Below are 25,225 nucleotides of genomic sequence, written 5' to 3'. Positions count from 1 at the left end.
TCATTGAAGGTTCTTTGGATTACCAGCGTTTATCCAAGCAGTCAAAAACCGGGAGAAGGCGTTTTTCATGAAACACAGGCTCAGGCGCTACAGATGCAGGGCGTTGATGTGACGGTCATATGTCCATTGCCTGTGAACCCTGCTCCCCTCAGGCTGCTGAAAAAAAAATACCGCCAAGTACGAACAGTCCCGGAATATGAAGAAAGAAAAGGCATCCCGGTCTACAGACCGCCGTATACGGCTCTGCCTGGACAGCTAAAATGGGCTCAACCGCATCGCCGGATCGCCAAGTCCGTATTGAGAACGATCGAGAAGCACGGGCTTGCGCCGGATCTTATCCATGCCCATTTCGCGATGCCATCCGGGGGTGCCACTGCCGTTGTTTCACAGAAGCTGAAGGTTCCTTATGTTCTGACTTTGCACGGAAGCGATGTCAATATTTATCCCCATTACAGCAAAGGCGCTTTTCGAGCATTTGAAACAGCTGTGCACTCCGCAGCAAAAGTTTTGGCTGTCAGTGATGCACTGAAAGCCAAAACAAAAGAAATGACCGGTGCTGAAAGCACGGTGCTTCCTATTGGCGTCAACCTGGACCGGTTTCAAAAACCCTCCGCTTCAGCACTTGAATTGAGGGAAAAATTCGGCTTGCCGAAAGACAAAAAATTGCTGACGTTCGTCGGCCGCTTGGTGAAAGGAAAGGGAGTTGCCGAGCTTGCAGAAGCAGTCAGGCAGCTTGATGACAGCTACAGAGCTGTATTCATCGGCGACGGACCGGAGAAGCAGCACATCCGTCAAACCGCCGGCGAAAAAGCGATATTGACGGGGCAAGTCGCAAACCATGAGATATCAGAATATCTGGCTGCATCAGATCTGTTTGTGCTCCCTTCGTATTCTGAAGGGATGCCGACGGTTGTCATTGAAGCGCTCGCCCTCAAGGTTCCGGTGCTTTGTACGGCGGTCGGAGGGGTTCCGTCTTTATTTGGAAAGTACGAGCATCTGCTGATCAAACCGCGCTCTGTCTCCAATATAATAAAAGCAGTTAAGGTATATATGGAGGAGGGAGAATGGAGGGAAGACATCGCTGAGGAGCTGTATCAAACCGTGTGCAAGGATTATGATGCAAGTAAAAATGCTAAAGCATTAAAAGAGAAGTATGAAAATTTATGGCGTCGGGAAAAAAATTAAATCTGTACGAGAAATCTAGAATAAAATCTAAGAAAAGCTTTGTTTAAAGCAGCAACATTGCGTCCATGATGAAAAATATAAAAGAAGAGAGACGCCTGGTTTTTATTAAGATAGAAATAAAAATCATCGCCTAATAAAGCTATTGGATTGAAGGGTTAGCTTAAGGAAGGGGAATGATGATATTGAAAAGAATCGCTGTTATTGGAACAGGATATGTTGGGCTGGTATCTGGAACTTGCTTTGCTGAGGTTGGAAATTCGGTTGTCTGTTGTGATATAGATGCCGAAAAAATTAGGAGTCTCTCTGCCGGTATTATGCCAATTTATGAGCGCGGACTGCAAGAGCTTGTGGATAAAAATGTGAGTGATAACCGTTTGTTCTTTTCAACTGACATTCCCAAGGCGATAAAAGATTCGGAAATTATCTATATAGCAGTCGGGACACCGATGTCAGAAAACGGAGAGGCAGACCTGAAATACGTAAAAGAAGTTGCTGAAACGATTGGAAAATATTTAAACGGATATAAAGTCATTGTTAACAAAAGTACTGTTCCGGTTGGGACAGGAAAGCTTGTCCAATCCATTATCGAGCAGCATACCAATGGCAAACATCCGTTTGATGTCGTTTCAAATCCTGAGTTTCTTCGTGAAGGAACAGCTATTTACGATACGATGAATATGGAAAGAGCCGTCATCGGTGCGACAAGCGAAAAGGCTGCTGCGATTATTGAAGAGCTCCATAAGCCTTTTCAAACGAAAATTGTCAATTCTAACCTTGAAAGTGCAGAAATGATTAAATACGCTGCAAATGCATTTTTAGCTACAAAGATCTCGTTCATTAATGATATCGCAAATATTTGCGAAAGGGTCGGAGCTGATGTATCAAAGGTGTCTGAAGGTGTTGGACTGGACAGCAGAATCGGCAATAAATTTTTAAAAGCCGGAATCGGTTTCGGCGGCTCTTGCTTCCCTAAAGATACAATGGCTTTACTGCAAATCGCGAAATCAGTCGGCTATCCTTTCAAAATGATTGAAGCCGTCATTGAGACGAATCAAAAGCAGCGCGCCCACATTGTGCAAAAGCTCCTTGATGTGTTCGGCGATTTAAACGGCATGACCATTTCGGTTCTTGGGCTGGCATTCAAGCCAAATACAAATGATATGCGCTCGGCGCCGTCTCTGGATGTCATTCCGATGCTGAGAAGCCTCGGTGCTCATATTAAAGCATACGATCCAATTGCAATTCCGGAGGCAGAACGCTTATTGGGAGATCAGGCCAAATACAGCAACGATTTGTATGATACTGTAAAAGATACTGATGCTTGTCTCATTTTGACAGATTGGCCACAGGTTAAACAAATGGATTTTAAGAAATTGAAAACATATTTAAACCGTCCTGTTCTAATTGATGGACGTAACTTGTTTAAACTTGAAGATATGAGAAGAGAAGGATTTATTTATCATTCAATTGGCCGCCCTGGAGTACAGGGAGAGAAAAGCTTAACAAAAGTATAAAACGCGGGGTGTTATCAATGGAAAAAGTACTAGTGACAGGCGGATGCGGATTTATCGGCTCGCATATTGCTGAACAACTTCTAAAAGAAAATTACCAGGTTTCAATTCTTGATAATTTAACTACGGGACACCGCTCCAACATTGACGGTCTCCCGATTGACTTTTATGAGCAGGATATAACAAAGCCGGAAGTCATCGACGTCATCAAAAGCATTGATCCCGATTATATTATTCATTTAGCTGCACAAGTAAGCGTAGCGGAGTCTGTCAGCGATTTTTTAAATGATGAAAACATCAATATCAGGGGATCGCTCCATATCATTAAGGCAGCGGGTGAATGCAACGTGAAAAAGATCGTTTTTGCATCATCAGCAGCTGTTTATGGAAATCCGGATTATCTGCCTGTCGACACCCGTCATCAAACAAATCCAGGCTCACCCTACGGGCTGACGAAGCTTACGGTGGAGAACTACTTAAAGCTGGCCTATGATTTGTATGGAACCGAGTATTGCATTTTGCGGTACAGCAATGTATACGGGCCGCGCCAGGACGCAAAAGGAGAGGGCGGCGTCGTATCGATTTTCTCCGATTTGCTGACAAGCGGCAAGGCTCCGGTGATTTTTGGAGACGGAGAACAATCGCGCGATTTTATTTATGTCGGTGATGTGGCTTCTGCCAACGTTAAGGCGCTCAAAGCTCAATCAAACGTTTGTTTAAACGTTTCGAACGGCTTTTCGATCACAGTAAATGAGCTGTTTGCAGAGATGAAAAAAGCGACGAACTCGGCGCTGTCTCCGATTTATCAAGATGAAAGACCAGGGGATATCCGCCACAGCACACTGTGTAATGAAGAAACAAAGAAAATTTTAAACTGGGAACCAAAAATGTTGCTCGCTGAAGGACTGGAAAAGACCATTTCATATTATAAAAAAGAAATGAATACGTAAATCACTGGCTGCTGGCTGATGTCGGCAGCCCTTTTCCAGAAAGAAGCGGAAGGAGGGGGAAAAATGAGTCTCAAACGTTCCGCGGTCAATGTTCTGGTTTGGCTCGCCGCATTGACCGCAGGGTTAGCATTCGTTGTATTGGCCCAATCCAATGCAAAAAAAATCCTGCTGGCGTGTCTAATTTTGATTGCGCTGGCTGTGATCGTTGTGCTCCGGAAGTATTTGTCATCCGAGCAATTGCTGATGCCCGTATTATATCTGCTCATCGCTGCAACTTTTGCCAACAATGCTTTTTTTGCGATTAAATTGGGCTTTTTCAGCCTGTTTCCATATCGAATTCTTCTGATTCTGGCAGGATTCTTATTCATAGCGGAAATGTTGAAAGGCAGCCAGCACCTTGAAAAGTGGAAGCAAGTGCATGTCAAAGGGATCCTGATGTTTTTCGCGTTTTGGTTCTGCTATGGAATGATTTCGCTGCTTTGGGTCAAGTCTGCTACTGATGGCATAAAATATCTGTTCCTATTGGCAATGGGAATGTTTTTTGTTTTTCTGATTGTCATGTTTTTTCAAAAAATGGATCGTATTCTTGCGTTTTATTACATATGGCTGGTCATGACCGTATTTTTAATGGTCATCGGGTTTTACAACCACTTTACGTTCAACCACCTGCCGAGCTCGACCCTTTATAACGGGCCGCACTATAAACAGCACTATCCGACATCCGTTTTTTTCAATCAGAATGACTTTGCGACATTTCTGTCCATTAGCTTTTTCTTTTATTTATCTTTTTTCAAAAACATTAAAAACAGCTACTTAAAAATAGCGGGATTGATCCTTGCGTTCTGTTCGGCCTACTTGATTTTCCTGACTGGATCAAGAGCCAGCATTCTGGGAGTCATAGCCGGACTTGCCGTTTATGCGTTCATTTTGCTGCCAAAGGTGCTTAAAAAATGGGCGCTCATCGCCGCAGCTGCAGGATGTATCGCTTTTGTCACACTGTTTGCAGGAAAGATTACCGGAGCTTTTTATACATACTTTTTGGCTCCGCAAACCACACACGATTTCAGCGAGCCGCTGCCATCCAATGTTGCAAGGGCGAATTTGTTGAAAAACGCCGGGCATTATGTGCTGGATACTTACGGATTTGGCGTCGGCGCCGGCAATGTGCCTTATTATTTGGAGCATCATGCATTATTCGATACGGACCAGGTCGTGGAGGTTCATAACTGGGTCGTTGAGATCATGACGAACTTTGGAGTTGTGATGATGCTCGGTTATTTAACGATGTACATTTATTTAATAACCGTGCTTTACCGATTTTATAAAAGATCGCTTGGAAGGCGGCCAAAGCTTCTCATTGAAGGTTTGACAGCCGCTCTCGTTGCCTTCCTTGTGTCAAGCATCAGTCCGAGTTCCGTCTCGAATTTATATTTCCATTGGGTGTTTCTCGCGCTTGTGATTGCGACGGTTAATACCTTTAGAATCAGCGGAACGGATGACACTGAACAGTATAGATGATTTTTGAAAATCGAATTTAAAAACAGGGAGAAATTCATGTGATGAATTTAATCAAACGTATTGTTGGTAGAGTGAAAAAGTTTATTGTGGCGATTATTGCGCTTCCTCTTATTCTTGGTCTTGTCGGCTATTTTATGCCGAAGGGGAGCGTTGCTCCGTCTGATTACACGGCTACTGTAACGATATCAACCGGGAACTACGGAGAAGCGAAGTACAACAATGCAAAGCAAGTGCCGCTGCTGTTGAAAAACGAAGCTTTTTTAAAGGACATTTTCCCGGAGATGCCGGAAGAGGATCTGGCGCAGTTGAAAGACGATCTGGCGATTGACATCAGAACGGACTCACTTTTTAACTTAAGCTATACAGGGTCTGACAAACAGGAAACATTGGACACTTTAGGTAAAATCAAAGATGCCTATATGAAAGGCGATAAGGCGCTGTTCTCAAAAAGGGAAGAAGTCATCGAAAAGAATATTAAAGCGCTTGAGGGCGAAACAGTCAGCGCTGATTCCAAAGTTGATAAACAGCGGTTTTTGTATGAGCTTGAAACAAGCAAGCTTGATATGAAGGCTGGTGAAGAAATTGAGCCTTTGATCGTGCTTGATAACCAGGCTGCCGGCATGTCGCCTAAAAAAAGAGCGGTATTGGGCGTACTGATCGGTTTGGCGCTGTCATTTTTTATCATTGTCGTTCCGGAAGTTTTCAGAGAACGTTAAATTTTTAATTGGGGATGTGGATCAGGACCATGACGAGGCAAAAACCTTTAATCTCTGTCATTACGCCTTCCTATAACGCGGAGGAATTTATCGAAAAAACCATTCAGTCCGTCTTAAATCAGACGTTTTCCGACTGGGAATTGATCATTGCCGATGATTGCTCAACAGATGGGACAAGAGACATTTTGAAGCGCTATGAAGAAGATGATGAGCGGATCCATGCCATTTTTCTGAAAGAAAATCAAGGCGCTGCAGCGGCGCGAAATGCGGCACTCAGCAAAGCCGAAGGGCGCTATGTCGCCTTTTTGGATAGCGATGATGTGTGGAAAGCAGAAAAGCTGGATAAGCAGCTTGCCTTCATGAGGAAGCATCAGCATGCTTTTACATTTACGGCATACGAGCTGATCAGCCAAGACGGCGAACCGCTTCATAAAACCATTCATGCACCCGTGAGCCTTACATATGATGATGTATTAAAAAATACGATCATCGGCTGTTTGACGGTGATGATTGACAGAGAGCAAACAGGTGATATCCGGATGCCGAATATTAGAACCCGTCAGGATTTGGCGACATGGCTGTCCGTATTAAAGCGGGGGTTCAAGGCATACGGACTGAACGAACCACTCGCCGAATACCGCATCGTTGAAACATCGATCTCCAGTAACAAATGGAAGGCGGCGCGAAAAACCTGGTATGTGTACAGGGAAATCGAACGCCTTCACTTGATGAAAGCGACATGGTGCTTTTTCCATTACGCTAAGAACGCAGTAAAGAAAAGATTATAACGGCATTGACAGAAAAGGTGATTGAAAGTGAAAGCAGATCAAATCATACACGTCATAGTAGCAACAGGTGAATGGGGGCAGGATCAGCTAAGATACAGAAGGCACCGCCTTGCTGAGTTTTTGGCCGGCCGCAAGGAGACGAAGGAAGTCATTTGGGTCTGTCCGTCTGAAAATCCTTCCCGCGAGACATTTACATTGCTTGACAACGGAATCAAGCAATTTGCAGTCAAAGATTTCTTGAAAAAGAAAATATTCAGGTTTGCCCGCTACAAGGATGTTTTCTATCAAAGCAAGCTGAAGCCGCTGCTTGACCGGCTGAAAGAAGACGTTCAGGGGGAAAAGGTGTGCTTATGGTACACATTCCCCGGTTTTCCGCAGCTGTCATCGCTTTATCAATGGGATCAGGTCTTCTATGACTGCAGTGACCTGTGGGCGGCACCGATCAGCGGAAAAAAAAGCCTTGTCTCAGGATTCAGGCAAAAGGTCATTTCTAAAGCCGAAGGCAGAATCATCAATGCAGCCGATATGATTTTTTGCACTTCCGAATATTTGAACCAAAACATAGTTGACCGGCTTCAAGGAGAGACAAAGCCGGTTTTTACAATCGAAAACGGTGTAGAGTACAGCTCGTTTGCGGAAAATAAGCAAAAAGCGGATGTATTGAACGGAAGGGAAGGCACTGTCCTTGGCTTTATCGGCGGAATCAAGCCGAAGCTCGATTTTAAGCTCGTCAAAGAAGCTGCCAAAACCAAAAAAGAGTGGACATTTTTATTTGTCGGTCCTGACGGGACAAACGGAGACGAAGATTTTAAAGCGCTTCTTGAAGAGGATAATGTCATTTGGACGGGCCCCGCCGCGCCGTCGGAAGTACCAGCTTATATGAATGTAGTCGATATCGGTATCATGCCGTATAAACCGTCGCCATATAATAATGCGGTATTTCCTTTAAAGCTGTTTGAATTTTTGGCTGCCGGAAAGCCTGTCGCCGGTATGAACCTCCCTTCAACGAAAAAGGTTGAACAGGAACATGTTTACCGTCATCTAACAGGAAACGACCCCGCTGAATTTACAGCGCTGTGTGAAGAGATGGAGCTTGCGCATGATGATGTCTCCCATGTGGAACTGCGCAGAAAGATCGCACGTGAAAGAGACTGGCATCATCTATTTTTAACGATGCTTGATAAATTGAACTTGAATAAAGATGCATAATTTGCGGCGGGGGATATTAATTCGTGATGTTTCTTTTGGCTGGAGCTTGTTATAATAAATAATGAAATTGTATAATGAAAAGGTATGATCTTTTATACGACCAGACTTCATTTAAAAAGGAGACTTCCTTATGTCTTATGAACGCACTATACTTGCGTTTTTTGTCTCTCTCATTACTGTTTTAATTATTACTCCGCTTGTCAAACGTCTAGCAATCAAATCCGGGGTCGTGGATCAGCCGGATAAACGAAAGATACATGATAAAGTAATGCCGAGAATGGGCGGTTTAGCCATTTTTATAGGAGTATTGACCGGTTCGTTTGCCGGCGGCCTTTATGAAAACAGAATAACAGCAATTACACTCGGTGCTTTTATGATCGTCATTTTAGGCATTGTAGATGACAAATACAATTTAAGCGCGAGAATTAAATTTATCGTTCAAGTATTAGTAGCCTGTATCATCGTCAGTACAGGCTTAAAAATGGAATTTTTATCGATTCCGTTTTGGGATCTTCGCTTTGATTTGGGGTGGCTTGCATACCCTCTGACAATTTTATGGATCGTCGGGATCACCAATGCCATCAACTTAATCGACGGATTGGACGGACTGGCTGCGGGTATATCCGTCATCGGCCTTTCGACGATTGCCGTCATGGCGTTTTCTGCCGACAAAATCTTGATCTTCTCTTTGTCGCTGGTTGTCATCGGAAGCACGGTCGGCTTTCTGTTCTACAACTTCCACCCGGCGAAAATCTTTATGGGAGATACGGGCTCGCTGTTCTTGGGCTATGTGATCTCGGTTCTGTCGCTGTTGGGGCTGTATAAAAGCGTGACTCTGTTCAGCGTCGTCATTCCGATCATTATATTAGGAGTGCCGATATTTGACACGACATTTGCGATCATCAGGCGGATTTTAAACAAGCAGCCGATTTCCGCTCCCGATAAATCGCATATTCACCACAGGCTGATGGCCTTTGGCCTGTCCCATCGGAAAGCCGTCATCGTCATTTATTTAATCGGCGTTGTCTTCAGTCTCAGCGCTATTCTTTTAAAAACCGCAACGCTCTGGGTGTCCATCTTCATCATCTTCGGCTTAATCCTGTTCATGCAGATCATCGCAGAGGTGACAGGCCTTGTAAATGAGCAGTACAAGCCTTTTACGAAGTTTTACAGGCGGATGGTGAAGAGGAATTAAATGTGCACAAAAACCCCTGGTTTCCAGGGGTTTTATTATTGCCGCATCTCAGGAAGCCTCATAATAATAGTTGACGTTTTTAAGTTTAGTCCTTGCTTGACTAAGACTCTATGAAAAGGAGAATTTTTTATGGATGATCGTCACCTTGGACAGATCGAACAAATAATGAAAGCACTGTATAAATCCTGGTCTTCAGATTCAAGTTCAAAATGGAGTCAGGATAACCCTGCAAAGGGACAATGCGGCGTAACCGCCTTAGTCGTAAATGATATATTAGGTGGAGAAATAAGGAAAACAAAGCTGCCTGAGGGGTGGCATTTTTATAATTTTATCAATGGTAAAAGATATGATTTAACGGTTTCTCAATTCAAAGAAGACATCCTGTATATGGATATTCCCTCAAATAGAAACGAGGCATTCTCAGATACCAACGAAAAACAGTATAACTATTTAAAGCAAAGTGTTATCAATCATTTGTCGTTTTCAAATAGTAAGTTACATTAGCTTAATAAGAAATGGGAACCTTTAATATATAAAGAGTTCCCCTTCATTTTATTCAATTATGAATTTAATATTCAACAGAGCTAATCAATAAGAAGAAGCAGCAGACGATTCAGCTGAGCTGTCTGTCCCGTCAGCGGTTGCTGAAGATTCAGACGATGTTCCGCTCGAATCAGCAGTTGAGTCCGGGTATAAATGATGAGTCAATTCATTTTGCACGTTTGCCAGGTTTTGCTGGTCAGGCTCAAAGTAGTAAACATCTGCAATCGTAAGATCTTGTCCTGTGATGTTTAATGTTTTGATATCATCGCCGGCAAAGCCGCTGTAAATTTGCTGAAGCGCCAGCGCCTGTGTGATTCTGAAATTCGTCTGAATGTTTTTGCTTGCTTTTTGGGCAATTGTATCAATTTTAGCGAGGTTTTGCGGTTTTGAGATTTGATCAAGAGCGGCTTTTAAAATTTGCTTCTGTCTGTCGTTTCTCCCGAAGTCTCCCCGCTTATCCTGTTTTCTCATCCTTGCGTAGGCAAGAGCTTCCTCTCCATTTAGATGCATGTTTCCTTTTTTAAAATAGATTCTCTTCGATTTGGAGACATCGCTTTTTTCACTAAAGTCAAACGGCACGTCGACATCGATTCCGCCGATTTCATCGATGACATCTTTGAACCCGTCAAAATCGACCGTTGCATAGTAATCGATCGGAATTCCGAGGAAGTCCTCAACGGTCTCGATCGTTTCATCCTTGCCGCCTTTTGCATAGGCCGCATTAATTTTTGTTTTTGTACCGGTTGTGTCGCTGGCCAAATGAACTCTTGTGTCCCGCGGAATGCTCAGCATTTTCATCGACTTCTTTTTAGGATCGAGCGTCACGACAATCAGGGAATCCGTCCGTCCGTGCTCGCCGTTTGTCGAATAATCTTCAACACCCATAAAAAGAATCGAGAACGGCTTTTTTTGAATATTAACGACATCGTCCCTGAGCTTTGACTTCTCTCCACGCTCAAGCTCATCATAAGTGCCGTCAGCCGCGGAAATCGTGTTAATAATTTTATATATGCCCACTCCGCCGACTATGAGAAGTGCGAGCAACATAAGGACTATAAACCGTTTAATCAGCTTTCTCTTTTTATTCTTTTTTTTCCGCACTTTCACTTTAATACGCTCAGCCATATGATGATTCTCCTTTAATTGTTAAAAGCTTCTTCCAAATAGACTTGAATGCCTTCTCTATTCTCACTCTTGCCATTTGTTAATTCGGTTATCCATTCCGTAAATGCCTGTTTTTCGCTTTCCTTGACATACGTTTCAAATTCGACATCGTCGGCATAATGAATGTCTTTTATTTGATAAGGGGACTCGCGAAGCTCGTTTTCAAGCTTGCCGATCCATGTATAGTTCACAGTCGTGTGCATGACCCGCATCAGCTTTCGTTCGACAATGCCGACATGGTTCAGCCCCTCTGACACGGATTTTCCGTAAGCCCGTATCAATCCTCCTGCGCCGAGTTTAATACCGCCGAAATACCTCGTCACAACGGCGCACGTATCTTTAAGATTGCGTTTCTTCAAAACTTCAAGCATCGGAACTCCAGCTGTCCCGCTCGGTTCTCCGTCATCATTCGCTTTTTGAATTTGATCATTTTCTCCTATGACGTAAGCCGAGCAATTATGAGTTGCATTCCAATGCTGCTTTTTTATGTGATTGATAAAGTTCTGTGCTTCTTCTTCAGTACTGACGCGGCTCAAGTGGCATATAAACCGGGATTTTTCAATCACGATTTCATGGGTCCCTTCACCTGCAACAGTGAGATAACTTTGCAGCATGCCTGCTTACCTCCTGACAAGCCATGCGGCTGTTCTCCTAAATATCGAACAGACTTAGAATTTTGGCGCATATTTTGTTATGATTAAATAGAAATGGATCGGTAACCATAAAAAAACCAAAAAACCAGAATACGCATTCTTTCATTATAATTCGACACGAATTTCAGTTCAATGAAATTTATGATAAAACTAAATGACAATGCTGTTACGGAGGGAAAATGGGTGAGTGTTTCCAAAATGGACTCCAAAGTTTTAGATTCAATCATTATGAAGATGTTAAAAACGGTTGACGGGAGCAAGGATGAGGTCTTTCAAATCGGAGAGCAGTCCCGTCAGCAATACGAAGGCTTGGTAGAAGAGCTGAAACAGATTAAACAGCAGGTCAACGAAGTCATCGATCTTGGAGACAGGCTGGAAGTGCATGCCCGCCATGCGCGGAACCGCTTGTCAGAGGTCAGCAGAAACTTTCATAAATTCAGTGAAGAAGAGATTCGCGAAGCTTATGAAAAAGCCCACAAACTGCAGGTTGAACTGACGATGATCCAGCAGCGGGAAAAGCAGCTGAGAGAGAAGCGTGATGATCTGGAACGGCGCCTTTTGGGGCTTCAGGAAATCATCGAGCGTTCAGAAGGGCTTGTCAGCCAGATTACCGTCGTCTTAAACTATTTAAATCAGGATCTGCGTCAGGTCGGTGTTCTCCTTGAAGATGCGCAGGCCAAACAGGACTTCGGCCTGCGGATTATCGAAGCCCAAGAGGAAGAAAGAAAAAGGGTCTCAAGAGAAATCCACGACGGTCCTGCGCAAATGCTGGCCAACGTCATGATGAGATCTGAGCTGATCGAACGCATCTTCAGAGACAAAGGAACAGAAGAAGGCTTTCAGGAAATTAAAAACCTCCGGCAAAACGTCAGAAATGCTCTTTATGAAGTCAGAAGAATCATTTATGATTTAAGGCCGATGGCTTTAGATGATTTGGGATTGATACCGACGCTCAGAAAATACTTGAACACGATCGAAGATTATCATGGAAAAGCAAAGATTCATTTCCAATGCATCGGAGAATCCGAAGAAAGAAGAATAGCACCGCGGTTTGAGGTGGCACTATTCCGGCTTGCACAGGAAGCAGTGACAAACGCCTTAAAACACTCCGAATCAACTGAAATTCATGTTAAAGTAGAAGTGACAAAAGATTTTGTGACGTTGATTATCAAAGACAATGGAAACGGCTTTGACTTAAAAGAAGTAAAAGGCAAGAAGAACAAATCTTTCGGTCTGCTAGGTATGAAAGAAAGAGTCGATTTGCTCGAAGGCTCAATGACAATCGATTCGAAAATAGGTCTTGGGACATTTATTTTGATTAAAGTTCCACTGTCTTTGTAAAGATAATTGTAAAATAGAGACAAAAGACATATTGACCATAAAAGCGGTGTGTTTAACAATGAGAATGGGGAGGCGTAGCTTGTGACTAAAGTAAATATTGTAATCATTGACGATCATCAGTTATTCCGTGAAGGTGTCAAACGGATTTTGGATTTCGAACCTACCTTTGAGGTAGTGGCCGAAGGAGACGACGGAGATGAAGCGGCTCGCATTGTCGAGCACTACCATCCTGATGTTGTCATCATGGATATTAATATGCCGAATGTGAACGGAGTAGAAGCGACAAAACAACTGGTCGACTTGTATCCGGAATCAAAGGTTATTATTTTATCCATCCATGATGACGAAAACTATGTTACACATGCATTAAAAACAGGAGCCCGCGGCTATCTGCTGAAAGAAATGGATGCCGATACGCTGATCGAAGCCGTGAAAGTTGTGGCTGAAGGCGGATCTTACCTGCATCCTAAGGTTACGCATAATCTTGTGAATGAATTCCGCCGCCTTGCAACAAGCGGTGTATCATCTCACGCTCAGCATGAAGTGTATCCGGAAATCCGGAGACCTCTTCACATTCTTACAAGAAGGGAATGCGAGGTTCTCCAGATGCTGGCGGACGGAAAAAGCAACCGCGGAATCGGCGAATCATTATTTATCAGTGAAAAAACGGTTAAAAACCACGTCAGCAACATCCTTCAAAAAATGAATGTAAACGACAGAACGCAGGCTGTCGTTGTAGCCATTAAAAACGGCTGGGTAGAAATGAGATAAAGGTGGACTTGCCATAAGGCAGGTCTTTTCTTTTGGCAGAAAATCAAACTTTATAATGAAAAAAGCTGCTTTTTCTTTTAGAATAGAAAAGAGTATCTTTCATAAGGAAGGTTTATTTCATGAAAACAGCAGTAGTAACAGATAGCACGGCATATATACCTAAAGACCTGCGTGACCGCTACAATATTTATATGATACCTCTCAATGTGATCTTTGGAGAGACTTCATACAGGGAAGAGATCGATATGAGCTGGAAGGACTATTACAAAGAAGTAAAAGCTCACGAAAATCTCCCGACGACTTCCCAGCCCGCGTACGGCGAGCTGATTTCTCTCTATGAAAAGCTCGGAGAAACATATGATGCGGTCATCAGCATCCATCTTTCCAGCGGCATCAGCGGAACATTCAACAGCGCTGTATCAGCAAGCGGTATGCTTGATGGAATTAAAGTGTATCCGTTTGATTCGGAAATCAGCTGCATGGCTCAAGGTTTTTATGCGATCGAAGCGGCTGAGATGGCGGAAAAAGGAGCGGCTCCGGAAGAAATCATTCGCCACTTGGATCATATGAAAACCTCAATGAGGGCTTATTTTATGGTTGACGACCTTTCACATTTGCAAAGGGGAGGACGTCTGAGCGGCGCCCAGGCTTTTGTCGGAAGCCTTTTAAAAGTAAAGCCGATTTTGCATTTTGAGAACAAGCTGATCGTTCCCTACGAAAAAATCCGGACGAGAAAAAAAGCGATGAACCGTTTATTTGAGCTTTTTGGCGAAGATGCCGAAAAAGGAAAGCCGCTGAGAGCGGTTGTGATTCATGCCAACCGTGAAGAAGAAGCCGATCAAATAATCGAAGAATTGTCGCAGAAATATGCACATGTCGAATTTTATAAAAGCTATTTCGGGCCTGTGATCGGCACCCACCTTGGTGAAGGAGCAATGGGTATCGCCTGGTATACAGTATAAAAGCCAATCTCCGTTTTGCAAAACGGAGATTTTTTCTTTTTCAACGGTTTTGGAGGGGGATTTTTAGATTTTGACTGTTTTACAAGAAAACATCGATGATAGATACTGAATGGCAGATTGGAGGTGATTCATATCGAACATCCTGCATCCTATTCCCGTGAATTGCGGTCATGTATTGAGCAGCGCCACCTTCTGAAAAGTGAACTTCCTTTTCCGGAATCTGTCGTTGATTGGCATATCCAAGAAGGCTTGATAAAAACGGAGGAAGGCATTAAAAAAACGAAGAGGGGCTTTATTTGCTTGAGGTGCGGCCAGCACGAACGCTCATGTTTTGCTCGATATCCTTGCTATAGGTGCAGTAAATGTTGCGTGTACTGCCGGTCCTGCGTCATGATGGGCAGGGTGAGCGAGTGTACGCCTCTGTTGACTTGGCACGCGCATGGCAGACATGAATGGGCGCCTGTTCACAAAGAGTGGAAAGGCGCTCTTTCAGCAGGTCAGGAAAAAGCGGCCAAATCCATTATCGATGCTATACGAAGGAAAGAGGAGCTTTTAATCTGGGCGGTTTGCGGGTCGGGGAAAACAGAACTTCTCTTTCAAGGGATTGAATTCGCGCTGAACAACAGCTTGAGAGTATGTATCGCCACTCCGAGAACAGACGTCGTGCTCGAGCTTGCTCCGCGGTTTCGCCAAGCCTTTCCAGGGGCGGAAATTGCCGCTTTATACGGAGGGAGCTCAGACGTTGGGGCCCTCTCGCCGCTTATCATTTCAACTACCCACCAGCTGCTCCGCTATAAAGAAGCATTTGACGTGATCATCATAGATGAAGTGGATGCTTTTCCGTATTCTATTGATAACACGCTGCAATACGCTGTTAAAAAATCGGCAAAACGGCAAAGCGCACACATCTATTTGACCGCCACGCCTTCTGCGGATATGAAGAAAAGGGCTGAGAGCGGAAAGCTGCACACCGTCTGTATTCCCGCGAGATTCCATCGCAGCCCGCTGCCTGAACCTATATTGATTTGGTGCGGAGATTGGAAAGGGAGTTTGAAACGAAGAAAAGTTCCTTTTCGCCTCAAAAAATGGCTTTTTAAGCACCAGGAACTGCAGCATCCGGTTTTTTTATTTGTTCCCTCTATTCCTGTTCTTAAATCCGTGGTCAGTCTGCTGAAAAAGGAAACATTTCGCGCTGAAGGAGTTTATGCCGAAGACCCTGACAGAAATGAAAAAGTGAACCAATTTAGAGAAAGTAAGCTTGAGGTGCTCGTGACAACAACGATTTTGGAAAGAGGAGTGACCGTCAAAAAAGCACAGGTTGGAGTATTGGGGGCAGAGTCGGAGGTTTTTACTGAAAGCGCCCTCGTCCAAATGGCCGGAAGAGCCGGCAGGCATCCCGAGCACACAGCTGGGGACGTCTGTTTCTTTCATTACGGCAGGACAAAGTGGATGAATGCGGCACGGCGTCATATTCAAAATATGAATAAAATGTCTAAAAAGGAAATGTTGATTGACTAGTCTGATATTCATGGTAAAGTATACCTATGAATATAAACTAAGGAGCGGTGCCGGATGCTAGTCAATGCCAAAGAAGCTGTTTTGGAAGAGTTGTTTGATCAGTATATCGATCAGCTGCACATGAGCTGTACGTGCAGCAGGTGCAGGGAGGATGTGCTCGCCTTGGCTTTAAATGCAGTAAAACCGCAATATGTAACAGATGAGTCGAAGCTGGCTTACATAAAAGCAGAGCTCGTTGACAAACAAAAGAATACATCAATGCTCGTCACCTTGGCTGAAGCTGCCGGAAAGGTGAATGACAACCTGCTTTGCGAAAGCAATCGAAAAGGGAGGGAATAAACTGAATTGTTTAATTTGTGAAGCGCCTCTTTTAGATTCTCTCTCATGGCATGCTTTTTTCTTTTTACGATCAGAAGAGAAAATATGCAGGGCATGTAAAGAGAATTTTATCAAGATTAAAGGAACCGTGTGCCCTAAGTGCGGACGGCCCCAGGAAAGCAAAGAGCTGTGCGGTGACTGCGCAAAATGGGAAGCTGATCCGTTAACCCGCTCTCTTTTGAGGCAAAACCGCTCTGTCTATCTCTACAATACCTTCATGAAAGAAGTCCTTGCCCGTTTTAAGTTCAGAGGTGATGCTGAACTGGTCTTCGCTTTTGCTCCTTCATTCATCAATGCTTTCCATCAATATTGTCGCCGCACCCCTGCTGTTTTGGTTCCGATACCACTCAGTGAAGAACGTAAAGCGGAGCGGGGATTTAATCAGGCGGAGCGGCTTGCTTCCTTATTAAAAAGACCCGTTATTCATCCTTTGATCAGAATCGAAAATGAAAAACAATCCAAAAAAAGCAGAAAAGAGCGGATTAAGCCAAAAACCGTTTTTAGAACCGAAAAGGGATCAGTAAAGAATCTGGATATCATATTAATTGACGACTTGTATACGACAGGGGCGACCCTTCATCATGCCGCTGATTGTCTGATGACATCCGGAGAGGCAAAATCTGTATCATCATATACATTAATTAGAAGCTAAATCATTTTTCTTCCCTGCCGATATAAAAGATAGAATTTAAGGATAGGGGTCAAAATTTATGAATCAATTGGCGAATTGTCCAAGATGTAACGCATTGTTTATGAAAAGCAGTTTTCAAACCGTTTGCGCTTCATGCGTGAAAGAAGAAGAGCGTGCGTATGAAACCGTTTATAAATTTCTGAAAAAACAGGAAAACCGGCAGTCTACAATGTTTCAGATCGTAGAAAAAACAGGTGTCGAAGAAGAGTTAATATTGAAGTTTATCAGACAGAAACGCATTCAAATCTCCAATTTCCCGAATCTCGGCTATCCGTGCGAAAGGTGCGGCACGCTTATTCGGGAAGGGCGTTATTGCATGTCATGCGAGCAAGATTTAGCATCGCAAATGAGTCAATTAGACCAGCTGGAGCAGCTTGAAAAACAGAAAAACAATAGTTCTAAAGGCACGTACTATACCTTTAAGCCTAAAAATGACTGATTCCCTAAACTAACTTGAAGCTCAGACGATAAAATGAGTATGATCATAGATAACTATGGCGGAAAGTGAGAGGAATCCCATGAAGATCAACCAATATGGAACACAACCTGTTAATCCTTATCATAAATCATTTGAAAAACAAACAGCTTCTTCACAGGGTGCAGCCCAGCCGGAAGATAAAGTTGAGATTTCTGCGAAAGCAAAGGAGCTGCAAAAAGGCCCTGATTTAATGAAGGAGCGTCAGGAGAAAATTGCCCAGCTGAAAGCAGCCGTTGAGAATGGAACGTACAAAGTGGACGGCAAAGGCATAGCTGAAAAAATGGTCAATTTTTATAAACAGCAATAAAAGGAGGAAGTCAGTTCAGTGAAACGGGTGATTGAAGAGCTGGAGCGCTTATGCGTGCTGCATGAACATCTGCTGTCTCTGTCGGAACAAAAAACGGAGGCCCTGAAGACGAACGAAATAAAGGCACTTTCAGAAATCGTGACGAAAGAACAAAAGTATGTGCAGGCCATTGAACAAACGGAGCAGTCCCGCATTGAAGCAACTAAAAGCTGTATCGGCAGCTCGGACGCGACCATCAGCGCATGTATCAGCAAAGCTGCGGGCGGCGAGAAAAAGGTGCTGGAACAGCTGTATGCCAAGCTCTCACAGCTCGTCATCCGTTTAAAGGATGTGAACGATTTGAACAAGCAGCTGACTTTTCAGTCGCTTCAATTTATCTCGCTTACATTTGATATGCTCCTTCCGAAAGAAGGCGGTTCGAATTACGGAAAAGAGCAGCAGTCAAACCAGACAGGCGGGACAAAACGGCTTTCTTTATTCGACTCAAAAGCTTAGAACGGAGTGAAAAAGATGACAAACCCAACTTTTTTAGGGCTGGAAATCGCCAAAAGAGGCTTGTCCGCGCAGCAATCAGCTCTGAGCGTGACAGCAAACAATATATCTAACGCCAATACCGAAGGGTATTCAAGACAGCGTGTCACATTTAAAGCGTCAACCCCTTATCCGTCCGTTTCAAGAGACTCTGTCGGGCTTGCCGGTCAGATGGGTACAGGCGTTGAGATCGGTTCGGTTGAACGGATCAGAGACAGCTTTCTGGACTATCAATACCGGACGCAGAATACAAAGGCCGGCTATTACAATGCAAAAGTGGACGCTTTTAACCAAATGGAAGGGATTATGAATGAACTGAACGACACCGGACTAAACAAAGTTCTGAATTCATTCTGGAATTCCATTCAGGAATTGACGAACAACGCCCACGAGCCGAGCGCTGCTTCTGTTGTTGGACAGAAAGGGCAGGCAGTCGCTGAGACATTTAACACTCTGTATGAATCGCTGACAACCGTTCAATCAAATTTAGGCGACCAGATTGATCAAAATGTGATGACGATCAACTCGCTTCTGTCACAGCTGAACAGCTTAAACGAGCAAATCGCCAAAGTCGAGCCGAACGGCTATCTCCCGAATGATTTGTACGATAAGCGTGATCAGCTCCTTGATGAACTGTCTTCAATGGTTAATATCAAAGTCAGCTATACGAAAACCGGCGGCAATCCACTCGCAACCGCTGAAGGCATTGCGTCAATAGAAATCCTTGACGTAAACGGCCAGTCTCTGGGCAAGGTTCTTGACGGACCAAACTTTACGACTGAAACTGTCAAAGTGAATTACGACAACGATACAGGCCTTGTGACGGGCGTTTCCCTCGGCGGGACGGATATCGGGATCGATTCGTTTACTGGCAAAGGGTCCCTGCTCGGTTTAATCGAATCTTACGGATATATGTCAAACGGTGAAGAAAAAGGTTTGTATCCTGAAATGCTCGCAGATCTGGATACGATGGCGCTTGCTTTTGCGAAAGAGTTTAATGCAGTCCATCAAAGCGGGTTTACTTCATCGGGAGAACCGGGAGGCATCTTCTTTGAATTTACCGGGGGAGAGGCTGAGCCTGCAAAGGGAGCTGCCGGCAAAATCAAAGTAGCCGATGAGATCATGAATTCAAAAGGCGACAAAATTGCAGCATCGCTGAATGGTGAAGCGAGCGACAACGCCAATGCGACAAATCTCGCTAATGTCTTCACCAAGAAAATTCAAATCGGCGACAAAACGACGACCGTTTTAGACTATTACGCAGGCATCATCGGTGAAATGGGCGTAAAAGCTCAGGAAACCAACAGGCTGGCCAAAAATACAGAAACGCTTGTAAACACGGCTGAATTGAACAGACAGTCTGTTAGCGCCGTATCATTAGATGAAGAAATGTCGAACATGATCCAATTCCAGCATGCTTATAACGCGGCTGCGAGAATGATTACGCTGCAGGACGAAGTCCTTGATAAGATTATTAACGGCATGGGTGTCGTAGGAAGGTAGGTAGAGTTTCATGCGGGTAACCCAAGGGATGATCGCAAAAAATTCTTTGCGCTACATCAATTCAAGCTATGGAAAGCTGGATAAGCTTCAATCCCAGATTTCTTCAGGAAAAAAGATCACAAGGGCATCTGACGACCCAGTCGTCGCAATGAAAAGCCTGAAGTATAACACACAGTTGTCCCAGGTTAAACAATACCAAAGCAATGCCTCGCAAGCTTTTACATGGCTTGAAAACACGGAAACGAACATTACTGAAGGCATTGATATCATGGGGAAAATCAGGGAGCTGACCGTTAAGGCTCAAAACAGTACAAACGGCGAGGATGAATTAAATGCGATCGGGGTCGAAATCGGCCAACTGAAAGATCAACTGATTCAGATCGCCAATACGCAGGTCAACGGCCGCTACCTTTTTAACGGAACGAACTCTGACGTCGCTCCGATCACAAAAAACGCCGATGGTACTTACACATACAATTTTGAAAACTATACAAGCAGCTCTGACGTTCTCATCAATGTTTCGCCAAACGCAACCTTAAATGTAAACTCAAATCCGATTTCGGCTTTCGGCGGGCAGTCAGGCAGCGGGCAAAACGTCTTTGAAATGATTGAGTCTCTCGAGAACGCCTTAAAAGCGGGAACAATGGAAGGAATGGAAAACGCCCTCTCAGACATTGACCAGTTTTCCAATCAGATGAGTAATGAGCGGTCTGATATCGGAGCGCGCTACAACCGGCTCGAATTGATCAATGCGCGGCTTAGCGAACAGGAAGAGACGGCGACAAAGGTGTTGTCAGACAACGAAGATGTTGAGCTTGAAGAAATCATTACTGAATTTATTACACAGCAATCGGTTCATAGAGCTGCACTTGCCATCAATGCGAAAATCGTTCAGCCGACACTGGTTGACTTTTTAAGATAAAAGCGACTCTATCCGAGTTGCTTTTTTTCAGCAAAAGGAGGATATCATAATGGAGATGCCGAGGCTGATCATGCAAAATATCCCCGGCCGCATCGGTTTAACAACGACGCCGCCGGACTTAAAAATGGAACAGCCGCGCGCCGACTTGAAAATCGAGCAGCCGCCGGCCGAACTGGAGATTACGACCACCCCTTCAAAGCTCACGATTGACCAGACAAAAGCTTGGGAAGACTTAGAAAGAAAGCATATATTTAAAAGGATTGAAGAAGGGGCGCAGCAAGGCTATCAAGATTGGCTCGCCGGAATGGCGCGGACCGCTGAAGAAGGGGACGAAATGATGCGGATCGAAATCGAAGGCAATCCGCTGGCAGACCAGGCGAGGCGGAACAGCGAGCCTGAACCGATTCAAATCGGCGTTCATTTTACGCCGTCATTTGACAGGGTGAAAATCGCATACGAACCGGCTAAAGTGAACATTGAAGCGACGCCGCACAAGCCAATCATCGAAGCAACGCCGAATAAACCGGTTGTTAACTATACGCCAGGCAGTGTGAAGGTTGACATGCTCCAATATCCGGAGGTAAAAATAGATGTGGAATACCCAAAACAAAAGTAATTCAGCAAAGGATCGTGAATGATGATCATTAAAACGAAGTATCACGGAGAAACGCAAATTCAAGAAGACCAGACAATCGTGTTTAAAAACGGCCTGCCCGGATTTACAGGCGAAAAACAGTTTGTCATTCTGCCGCTGTCCGAGGATTCGCCGTTTGTCGTCCTTCAGTCGGTGCAGTCGGAAGAGCTGGCATTCATTGTCGCCAGTCCGTTCGTCTTTTTCAAAGATTACGGCTTTGACCTTGATGAAACGACGGTTGAACTTCTTGAAATCGAATCTGCCGAAGACGTTGAAGTGATGGCGATTTTAACGATCGAAGAGCCATTCGAGAAATCAACGGCCAATTTGATGGCGCCGATTGTGGTGAACCGCAGAAAAATGCTTGCCAAACAAGTGATTTTGCATGACTCTTCTTATCAGACAAAGCAGCCGATAGGAGGGGAAGCATGCTAGTTTTATCCCGCAAGCTCAATGAAGCGATTCAAATCGGAGACGACATTGAAGTGAAAATCATATCCGTTGACGGCGACCAGGTGAAAATCGGCATCGACGCGCCGAAGCATATCGACATTCACCGCAAGGAAATCTATTTGGCGATCCAGGAAGAAAACAGCCGCGCCGCTTCCATCTCAAACGATTTGCTTGCGAAATTATCCTCACAAAAAAAGTGAGGATTTTTTTATTTTTGCTATAAACAATTTCAAGGCACCTCCGATATAAAGTATGTAGCAGGAAGGACAGCCTGAATGCTTCAAAATATGCACATGGACGTGCAATCAAACATATTTCAAGGAGGAAATACACAATGAGAATCAACCACAACATTGCGGCGCTTAACACGCTGAACCGTCTGTCAGCAAACAATGGCGCAAGCCAAAAGAACATGGAGAAACTTTCTTCAGGTCTTCGCATCAACCGTGCTGGAGATGACGCAGCAGGTCTTGCAATCTCTGAAAAAATGAGAGGACAAATCCGCGGTCTAGAAATGGCTTCTAAGAACGCTCAAGATGGCATCTCTCTTATCCAAACAGCTGAGGGTGCATTGACTGAAACTCACTCAATCCTTCAACGTGTTCGTGAACTAGTTGTTCAAGCTGGAAACACTGGTACACAACAAACTGAAGATTTAACAGCCATTCAAGATGAAATTAAAGCATTAAAAGACGAAATTGACGGCATCTCAGAACGTACAGAGTTCAACGGTAAGAAATTGTTGGATGGTACTTTCAAAGCACCAGCAGATCCAGCAGCCCCAGCGGCAGGTGACAAATCTTTAGTTTTCCAAATTGGTGCTAACGCAAAGCAACAAATTTCTGTTAACATTGAAAAAATGAGCACTGATGCATTGGGAGTTAAAGATCCTGCAGATACTACTGGTCAAACTATGTTAGCTAACCAATCAGTTAAAGATATCAATGTAACTGAATTTGCTGATAATGCAGCGGATGCAACAGACGTAGGTTTTGATACTCAACTTAAAATCGTTGATTCAGCGATCAACCAAGTATCTGCACAACGCGCTAAACTTGGTGCGGTACAAAACCGTCTAGAGCACACAATCAACAACCTTGGTGCTTCTTCTGAGAACTTAACAGCTGCTGAGTCTCGTATCCGTGACGTTGACATGGCTAAAGAAATGAGCGAGTTCACAAAGAACAACATTCTTTCTCAAGCTTCTCAAGCGATGCTTGCTCAAGCGAACCAACAGCCGCAAAACGTTCTTCAGTTGCTTCGTTAATTTTAAAAAGATCTTGGCCTTTGCCAAGGTCTTTTTTTATATTTGTCCAAGAATCCTTTGCGGGGATTCTTTTTTTATTTAAACCACTTTGGCCTTTCTCATAATTTTTTTCCATAAAGATATTTAATCTCATTCGCCCTTAGCCGATATAAGTTTTAGATCATAGCATAGGGGATGGTAAAAATTGTCGATCGGTAGATTGTCATCTTTAGAACCCATAATTGATGCTTACAAAACACAGATGATGAATAAACAGTCTGAAGCTGTGGAACGCCCGCAGCAGACGGACGCTGCAGAATTTACATTTGCTCAGCTTGAAAAAACCGTACAAGGTGCAAACAACCTTTTGGAGCCGTCGCAAGTCCACCTTCAGTTTGTGCTTCATGAAAAACTGGGAGAGTATTATGTGAAAGTCGTGGACAATCGGACAGAGGAAGTCGTCCGTGAGATCCCGCCAAAAGAGTGGCTCGATTTTTATGCGGCGATGGCGGAATGTATGGGGTTAATTGTCGATAAAACTACATAGAACAGGAGTGTTAGATGATATGGCGATCAGAATATCAGGTTTAGCTTCAGGGATGGATGTAGACGATATTGTCAGCAAATTAATGAAAACGGAGCGCGTCCCGCTCGATAAGCTTACACAAAAGAAACAGACTTTGGAATGGCAGCGTGACAGCTATCGTGAAATCAATACGAAAATCAAAGGCTTGCAGGAATCAATCAACCTTATGCTCCGTCCCAGCACATACGGCGCGAAAAAGGTGACAAGCTCTAACGAGTCGGCTGTTACGGCAACAGGTACCACGAATGCGGCATCAGGCACGATCCAAGTCAACAAGCTCGCAACTGCTGCCACCTATAAATCTTCTAGCCTTTCAGGGTATACGGGGAGCGATCAAACGTTAACTTTTCAAGTGACAGCTCCTGGAGAAACGACTGCGAAAAAGGTTGAAATCAGCGTCAGCAGCACAGATACGCTGGATGACATCGTTTCCAAAGTCAACAAATCAAATTTGGGCGTAACCGCTATGAAAGAAAAGATTTATAACGGTTCTGAATATGTGGAAACGATCGCTTTTACATCAAAAGCAACCGGGGCAGGGGGCAGCATACAGGCAGCTGATGATGGTACGGCGAACTTTATGTCCAATCAGCTCGGATTTTCGCTTGACGCCGATAACAAGCTGACAGCCAGCCAGGTCGGTCAAAACGCCGAAGTTGTCATCAACGGATTGCAGATTGAGAAGACAACGAACAACTTTACCGTTAATAATGTGACATATCAGCTGAAAAATACGACGACCAGCCCCGTTTCGCTTGATGTAGCGACTGATGTAGACGGGATTTATGATAAGATCAAAGACTTTGTCACAAAGTACAACGAACTGATCGATATGGTCAACGGCAAGCTCACGGAAAAGAAATACCGCGACTATACACCGCTGACAGAAGAACAGAAAAAAGATATGACGGAAAAGCAAATTGAGCTTTGGGAAGAAAAAGCGAAAAGCGGATTGTTAAGGGGCGACACGATTTTAAGCGGCGCCACCAACCAAATGCGGACTGATTTTTATTCAAATGTGTCTGTGAACGGCGAATCGCTGCAGCTCACTCAGTTTGGAATTACGACATCAAGCGTTTACAGTCAGCGCGGTCATTTAGAGATCAACGAAGAAAAGCTGAAAGCGAAAATTAAAGAAGATCCGGACAGTGTGGCAAATCTCTTTATGGCAGGAACAAGCAGCACTGAAAACTATAATGAAAAAGGTATCATGAGAAGACTTCAGACTGTTTTGACCGATACGAAAAAGCAGATTGAGGATAAAGCCGGAAATTCAGCAATGACAAACAATCAATTTACAATCGGGAAAAACTTGAATACAGTTGAATCTGACATTTCGTCAATGAACGCCCGCCTGAAACAAGTCGAAAATCGCTACTACACAAAATTCACGGCGATGGAAAAAGCGATTCAAAAAGCGAACGAACAATCGACATACTTATTACAAATGCTTGGACAATAATATTGTGGAG

The 25,225-nt window shown here is 44.1% G+C and carries 28 protein-coding genes; 26 read left to right on the top strand and 2 right to left on the bottom strand.

The features are described 5' to 3' along the window. Window positions 1-3: 3 nt before the first annotated feature. The 9 genes from MKX80_RS19450 to MKX80_RS19410 all read left to right on the top strand — a co-directional run bounded on the left by MKX80_RS19450 (window position 4) and on the right by MKX80_RS19410 (window position 9,576). A complete protein-coding gene (locus MKX80_RS19450) occupies window positions 4-1,185 on the top strand; it encodes a glycosyltransferase family 4 protein (RefSeq protein ID WP_182069977.1) in 1,182 nt (393 codons plus the stop codon). Window positions 1,186-1,367: 182 nt separating this feature from the next. After that, the gene (locus MKX80_RS19445; RefSeq protein ID WP_268342841.1) at window positions 1,368-2,699 is read left to right on the top strand and encodes a UDP-glucose/GDP-mannose dehydrogenase family protein; all 1,332 of its coding nucleotides are present in this window, start codon (window positions 1,368-1,370) and stop codon (window positions 2,697-2,699) included. A gap of 17 nt (window positions 2,700-2,716) precedes the next feature. Then, the gene (locus MKX80_RS19440; protein ID WP_182069978.1) at window positions 2,717-3,646 is read left to right on the top strand and encodes an NAD-dependent epimerase/dehydratase family protein; all 930 of its coding nucleotides are present in this window, start codon (window positions 2,717-2,719) and stop codon (window positions 3,644-3,646) included. Between the two features lie 63 nt (window positions 3,647-3,709). Further along, a complete protein-coding gene (locus tag MKX80_RS19435; RefSeq protein WP_182069979.1) occupies window positions 3,710-5,164 on the top strand; it encodes an O-antigen ligase family protein in 1,455 nt (484 codons plus the stop codon). 41 nt (window positions 5,165-5,205) lie between these two features. Continuing rightward, the gene (locus MKX80_RS19430; RefSeq protein WP_182069980.1) at window positions 5,206-5,880 is read left to right on the top strand and encodes a hypothetical protein; all 675 of its coding nucleotides are present in this window, start codon (window positions 5,206-5,208) and stop codon (window positions 5,878-5,880) included. Between the two features lie 29 nt (window positions 5,881-5,909). After that, entirely contained in the window at window positions 5,910-6,668 is a 759-nt protein-coding gene (locus tag MKX80_RS19425) for a glycosyltransferase (RefSeq protein ID WP_182069981.1), read from the top strand. A gap of 27 nt (window positions 6,669-6,695) precedes the next feature. After that, window positions 6,696-7,877 carry a glycosyltransferase family 1 protein gene (locus tag MKX80_RS19420; protein ID WP_268342828.1) on the top strand — a complete coding sequence of 394 codons (1,182 nt, stop codon included), beginning with the start codon at window positions 6,696-6,698 and terminating at the stop codon, window positions 7,875-7,877. Window positions 7,878-8,007: 130 nt separating this feature from the next. Continuing rightward, window positions 8,008-9,072, top strand: a complete 1,065-nt coding sequence (locus tag MKX80_RS19415; protein WP_154999577.1) for an MraY family glycosyltransferase — start codon at window positions 8,008-8,010, stop codon at window positions 9,070-9,072. Window positions 9,073-9,201: 129 nt separating this feature from the next. Further along, window positions 9,202-9,576, top strand: coding sequence for a hypothetical protein (locus MKX80_RS19410; RefSeq protein WP_182069983.1), 375 nt, complete (start codon window positions 9,202-9,204; stop codon window positions 9,574-9,576). 84 nt (window positions 9,577-9,660) lie between these two features. Here MKX80_RS19410 and MKX80_RS19405 read toward each other — a convergent pair whose 3' ends face one another. Both MKX80_RS19405 and MKX80_RS19400 read right to left on the bottom strand, forming a co-directional pair. Further along, window positions 9,661-10,740, bottom strand: coding sequence for an LCP family protein (locus MKX80_RS19405; protein WP_268342829.1), 1,080 nt, complete (start codon window positions 10,738-10,740; stop codon window positions 9,661-9,663). Between the two features lie 14 nt (window positions 10,741-10,754). After that, window positions 10,755-11,393: a YigZ family protein gene (locus MKX80_RS19400; protein ID WP_268315770.1), complete on the bottom strand. Its 639-nt coding sequence runs from the start codon at window positions 11,391-11,393 to the stop codon at window positions 10,755-10,757. Window positions 11,394-11,615: 222 nt separating this feature from the next. Here MKX80_RS19400 and MKX80_RS19395 point away from each other — a divergent pair, with 222 nt between their 5' ends. The 17 genes from MKX80_RS19395 to MKX80_RS19315 all read left to right on the top strand — a co-directional run bounded on the left by MKX80_RS19395 (window position 11,616) and on the right by MKX80_RS19315 (window position 25,215). After that, the gene (locus MKX80_RS19395; protein ID WP_003185733.1) at window positions 11,616-12,773 is read left to right on the top strand and encodes a histidine kinase; all 1,158 of its coding nucleotides are present in this window, start codon (window positions 11,616-11,618) and stop codon (window positions 12,771-12,773) included. Between the two features lie 81 nt (window positions 12,774-12,854). After that, window positions 12,855-13,544 (top strand): two-component system response regulator DegU, encoded by a 690-nt coding sequence (gene degU, locus MKX80_RS19390; protein WP_003185730.1) that lies wholly within the window; start codon window positions 12,855-12,857, stop codon window positions 13,542-13,544. A 119-nt stretch (window positions 13,545-13,663) separates the two neighbouring features. Then, window positions 13,664-14,506, top strand: coding sequence for a DegV family protein (locus tag MKX80_RS19385; RefSeq protein ID WP_176276616.1), 843 nt, complete (start codon window positions 13,664-13,666; stop codon window positions 14,504-14,506). Between the two features lie 123 nt (window positions 14,507-14,629). Further along, window positions 14,630-16,024, top strand: coding sequence for a DEAD/DEAH box helicase (locus tag MKX80_RS19380; RefSeq protein WP_234112331.1), 1,395 nt, complete (start codon window positions 14,630-14,632; stop codon window positions 16,022-16,024). 54 nt (window positions 16,025-16,078) lie between these two features. Then, window positions 16,079-16,363, top strand: a complete 285-nt coding sequence (locus MKX80_RS19375) for a late competence development ComFB family protein (RefSeq protein WP_339227425.1) — start codon at window positions 16,079-16,081, stop codon at window positions 16,361-16,363. Further along, a complete protein-coding gene (locus MKX80_RS19370; protein WP_339227423.1) occupies window positions 16,320-17,054 on the top strand; it encodes a double zinc ribbon domain-containing protein in 735 nt (244 codons plus the stop codon). The genes MKX80_RS19375 and MKX80_RS19370 overlap by 44 nt, the downstream gene beginning before the upstream one ends. A 58-nt stretch (window positions 17,055-17,112) precedes the next feature. Continuing rightward, window positions 17,113-17,532, top strand: coding sequence for a TIGR03826 family flagellar region protein (locus MKX80_RS19365; RefSeq protein WP_154999584.1), 420 nt, complete (start codon window positions 17,113-17,115; stop codon window positions 17,530-17,532). 79 nt (window positions 17,533-17,611) lie between these two features. Next, the gene (flgM, locus tag MKX80_RS19360; RefSeq protein ID WP_003185713.1) at window positions 17,612-17,878 is read left to right on the top strand and encodes a flagellar biosynthesis anti-sigma factor FlgM; all 267 of its coding nucleotides are present in this window, start codon (window positions 17,612-17,614) and stop codon (window positions 17,876-17,878) included. Between the two features lie 18 nt (window positions 17,879-17,896). Next, window positions 17,897-18,373: a flagellar protein FlgN gene (locus tag MKX80_RS19355; protein WP_106071063.1), complete on the top strand. Its 477-nt coding sequence runs from the start codon at window positions 17,897-17,899 to the stop codon at window positions 18,371-18,373. A gap of 15 nt (window positions 18,374-18,388) precedes the next feature. After that, window positions 18,389-19,912, top strand: coding sequence for a flagellar hook-associated protein FlgK (gene flgK, locus MKX80_RS19350; RefSeq protein ID WP_176276612.1), 1,524 nt, complete (start codon window positions 18,389-18,391; stop codon window positions 19,910-19,912). Window positions 19,913-19,922: 10 nt separating this feature from the next. After that, window positions 19,923-20,834, top strand: coding sequence for a flagellar hook-associated protein FlgL (flgL, locus tag MKX80_RS19345; protein ID WP_234112329.1), 912 nt, complete (start codon window positions 19,923-19,925; stop codon window positions 20,832-20,834). Window positions 20,835-20,883: 49 nt separating this feature from the next. Then, on the top strand, window positions 20,884-21,450 hold the full coding sequence (locus MKX80_RS19340; RefSeq protein ID WP_234112328.1) for a DUF6470 family protein: 567 nt from the start codon (window positions 20,884-20,886) through the stop codon (window positions 21,448-21,450). A gap of 21 nt (window positions 21,451-21,471) precedes the next feature. After that, window positions 21,472-21,903 (top strand): flagellar assembly protein FliW, encoded by a 432-nt coding sequence (gene fliW / locus MKX80_RS19335; RefSeq protein WP_234113268.1) that lies wholly within the window; start codon window positions 21,472-21,474, stop codon window positions 21,901-21,903. After that, entirely contained in the window at window positions 21,897-22,121 is a 225-nt protein-coding gene (gene csrA, locus MKX80_RS19330) for a carbon storage regulator CsrA (RefSeq protein WP_216929804.1), read from the top strand. The genes fliW and csrA overlap by 7 nt, the downstream gene beginning before the upstream one ends. Before the next feature lie 134 nt (window positions 22,122-22,255). Then, a complete protein-coding gene (gene hag / locus MKX80_RS19325; RefSeq protein ID WP_154997321.1) occupies window positions 22,256-23,188 on the top strand; it encodes a flagellin Hag in 933 nt (310 codons plus the stop codon). A gap of 184 nt (window positions 23,189-23,372) precedes the next feature. Then, the gene (flaG, locus tag MKX80_RS19320) at window positions 23,373-23,714 is read left to right on the top strand and encodes a flagellar protein FlaG (protein ID WP_268298652.1); all 342 of its coding nucleotides are present in this window, start codon (window positions 23,373-23,375) and stop codon (window positions 23,712-23,714) included. Window positions 23,715-23,733: 19 nt separating this feature from the next. Further along, on the top strand, window positions 23,734-25,215 hold the full coding sequence (locus tag MKX80_RS19315; RefSeq protein ID WP_268332741.1) for a flagellar hook-associated protein 2: 1,482 nt from the start codon (window positions 23,734-23,736) through the stop codon (window positions 25,213-25,215). Window positions 25,216-25,225: the final 10 nt, after the last annotated feature.

It is taken from the genome of Bacillus sp. FSL K6-0972 (genome assembly GCF_037976035.1).
Taxonomy (GTDB): domain Bacteria; phylum Bacillota; class Bacilli; order Bacillales; family Bacillaceae; genus Bacillus; species Bacillus haynesii.
This window is presented reverse-complemented; position numbering and strand designations above follow the sequence as displayed.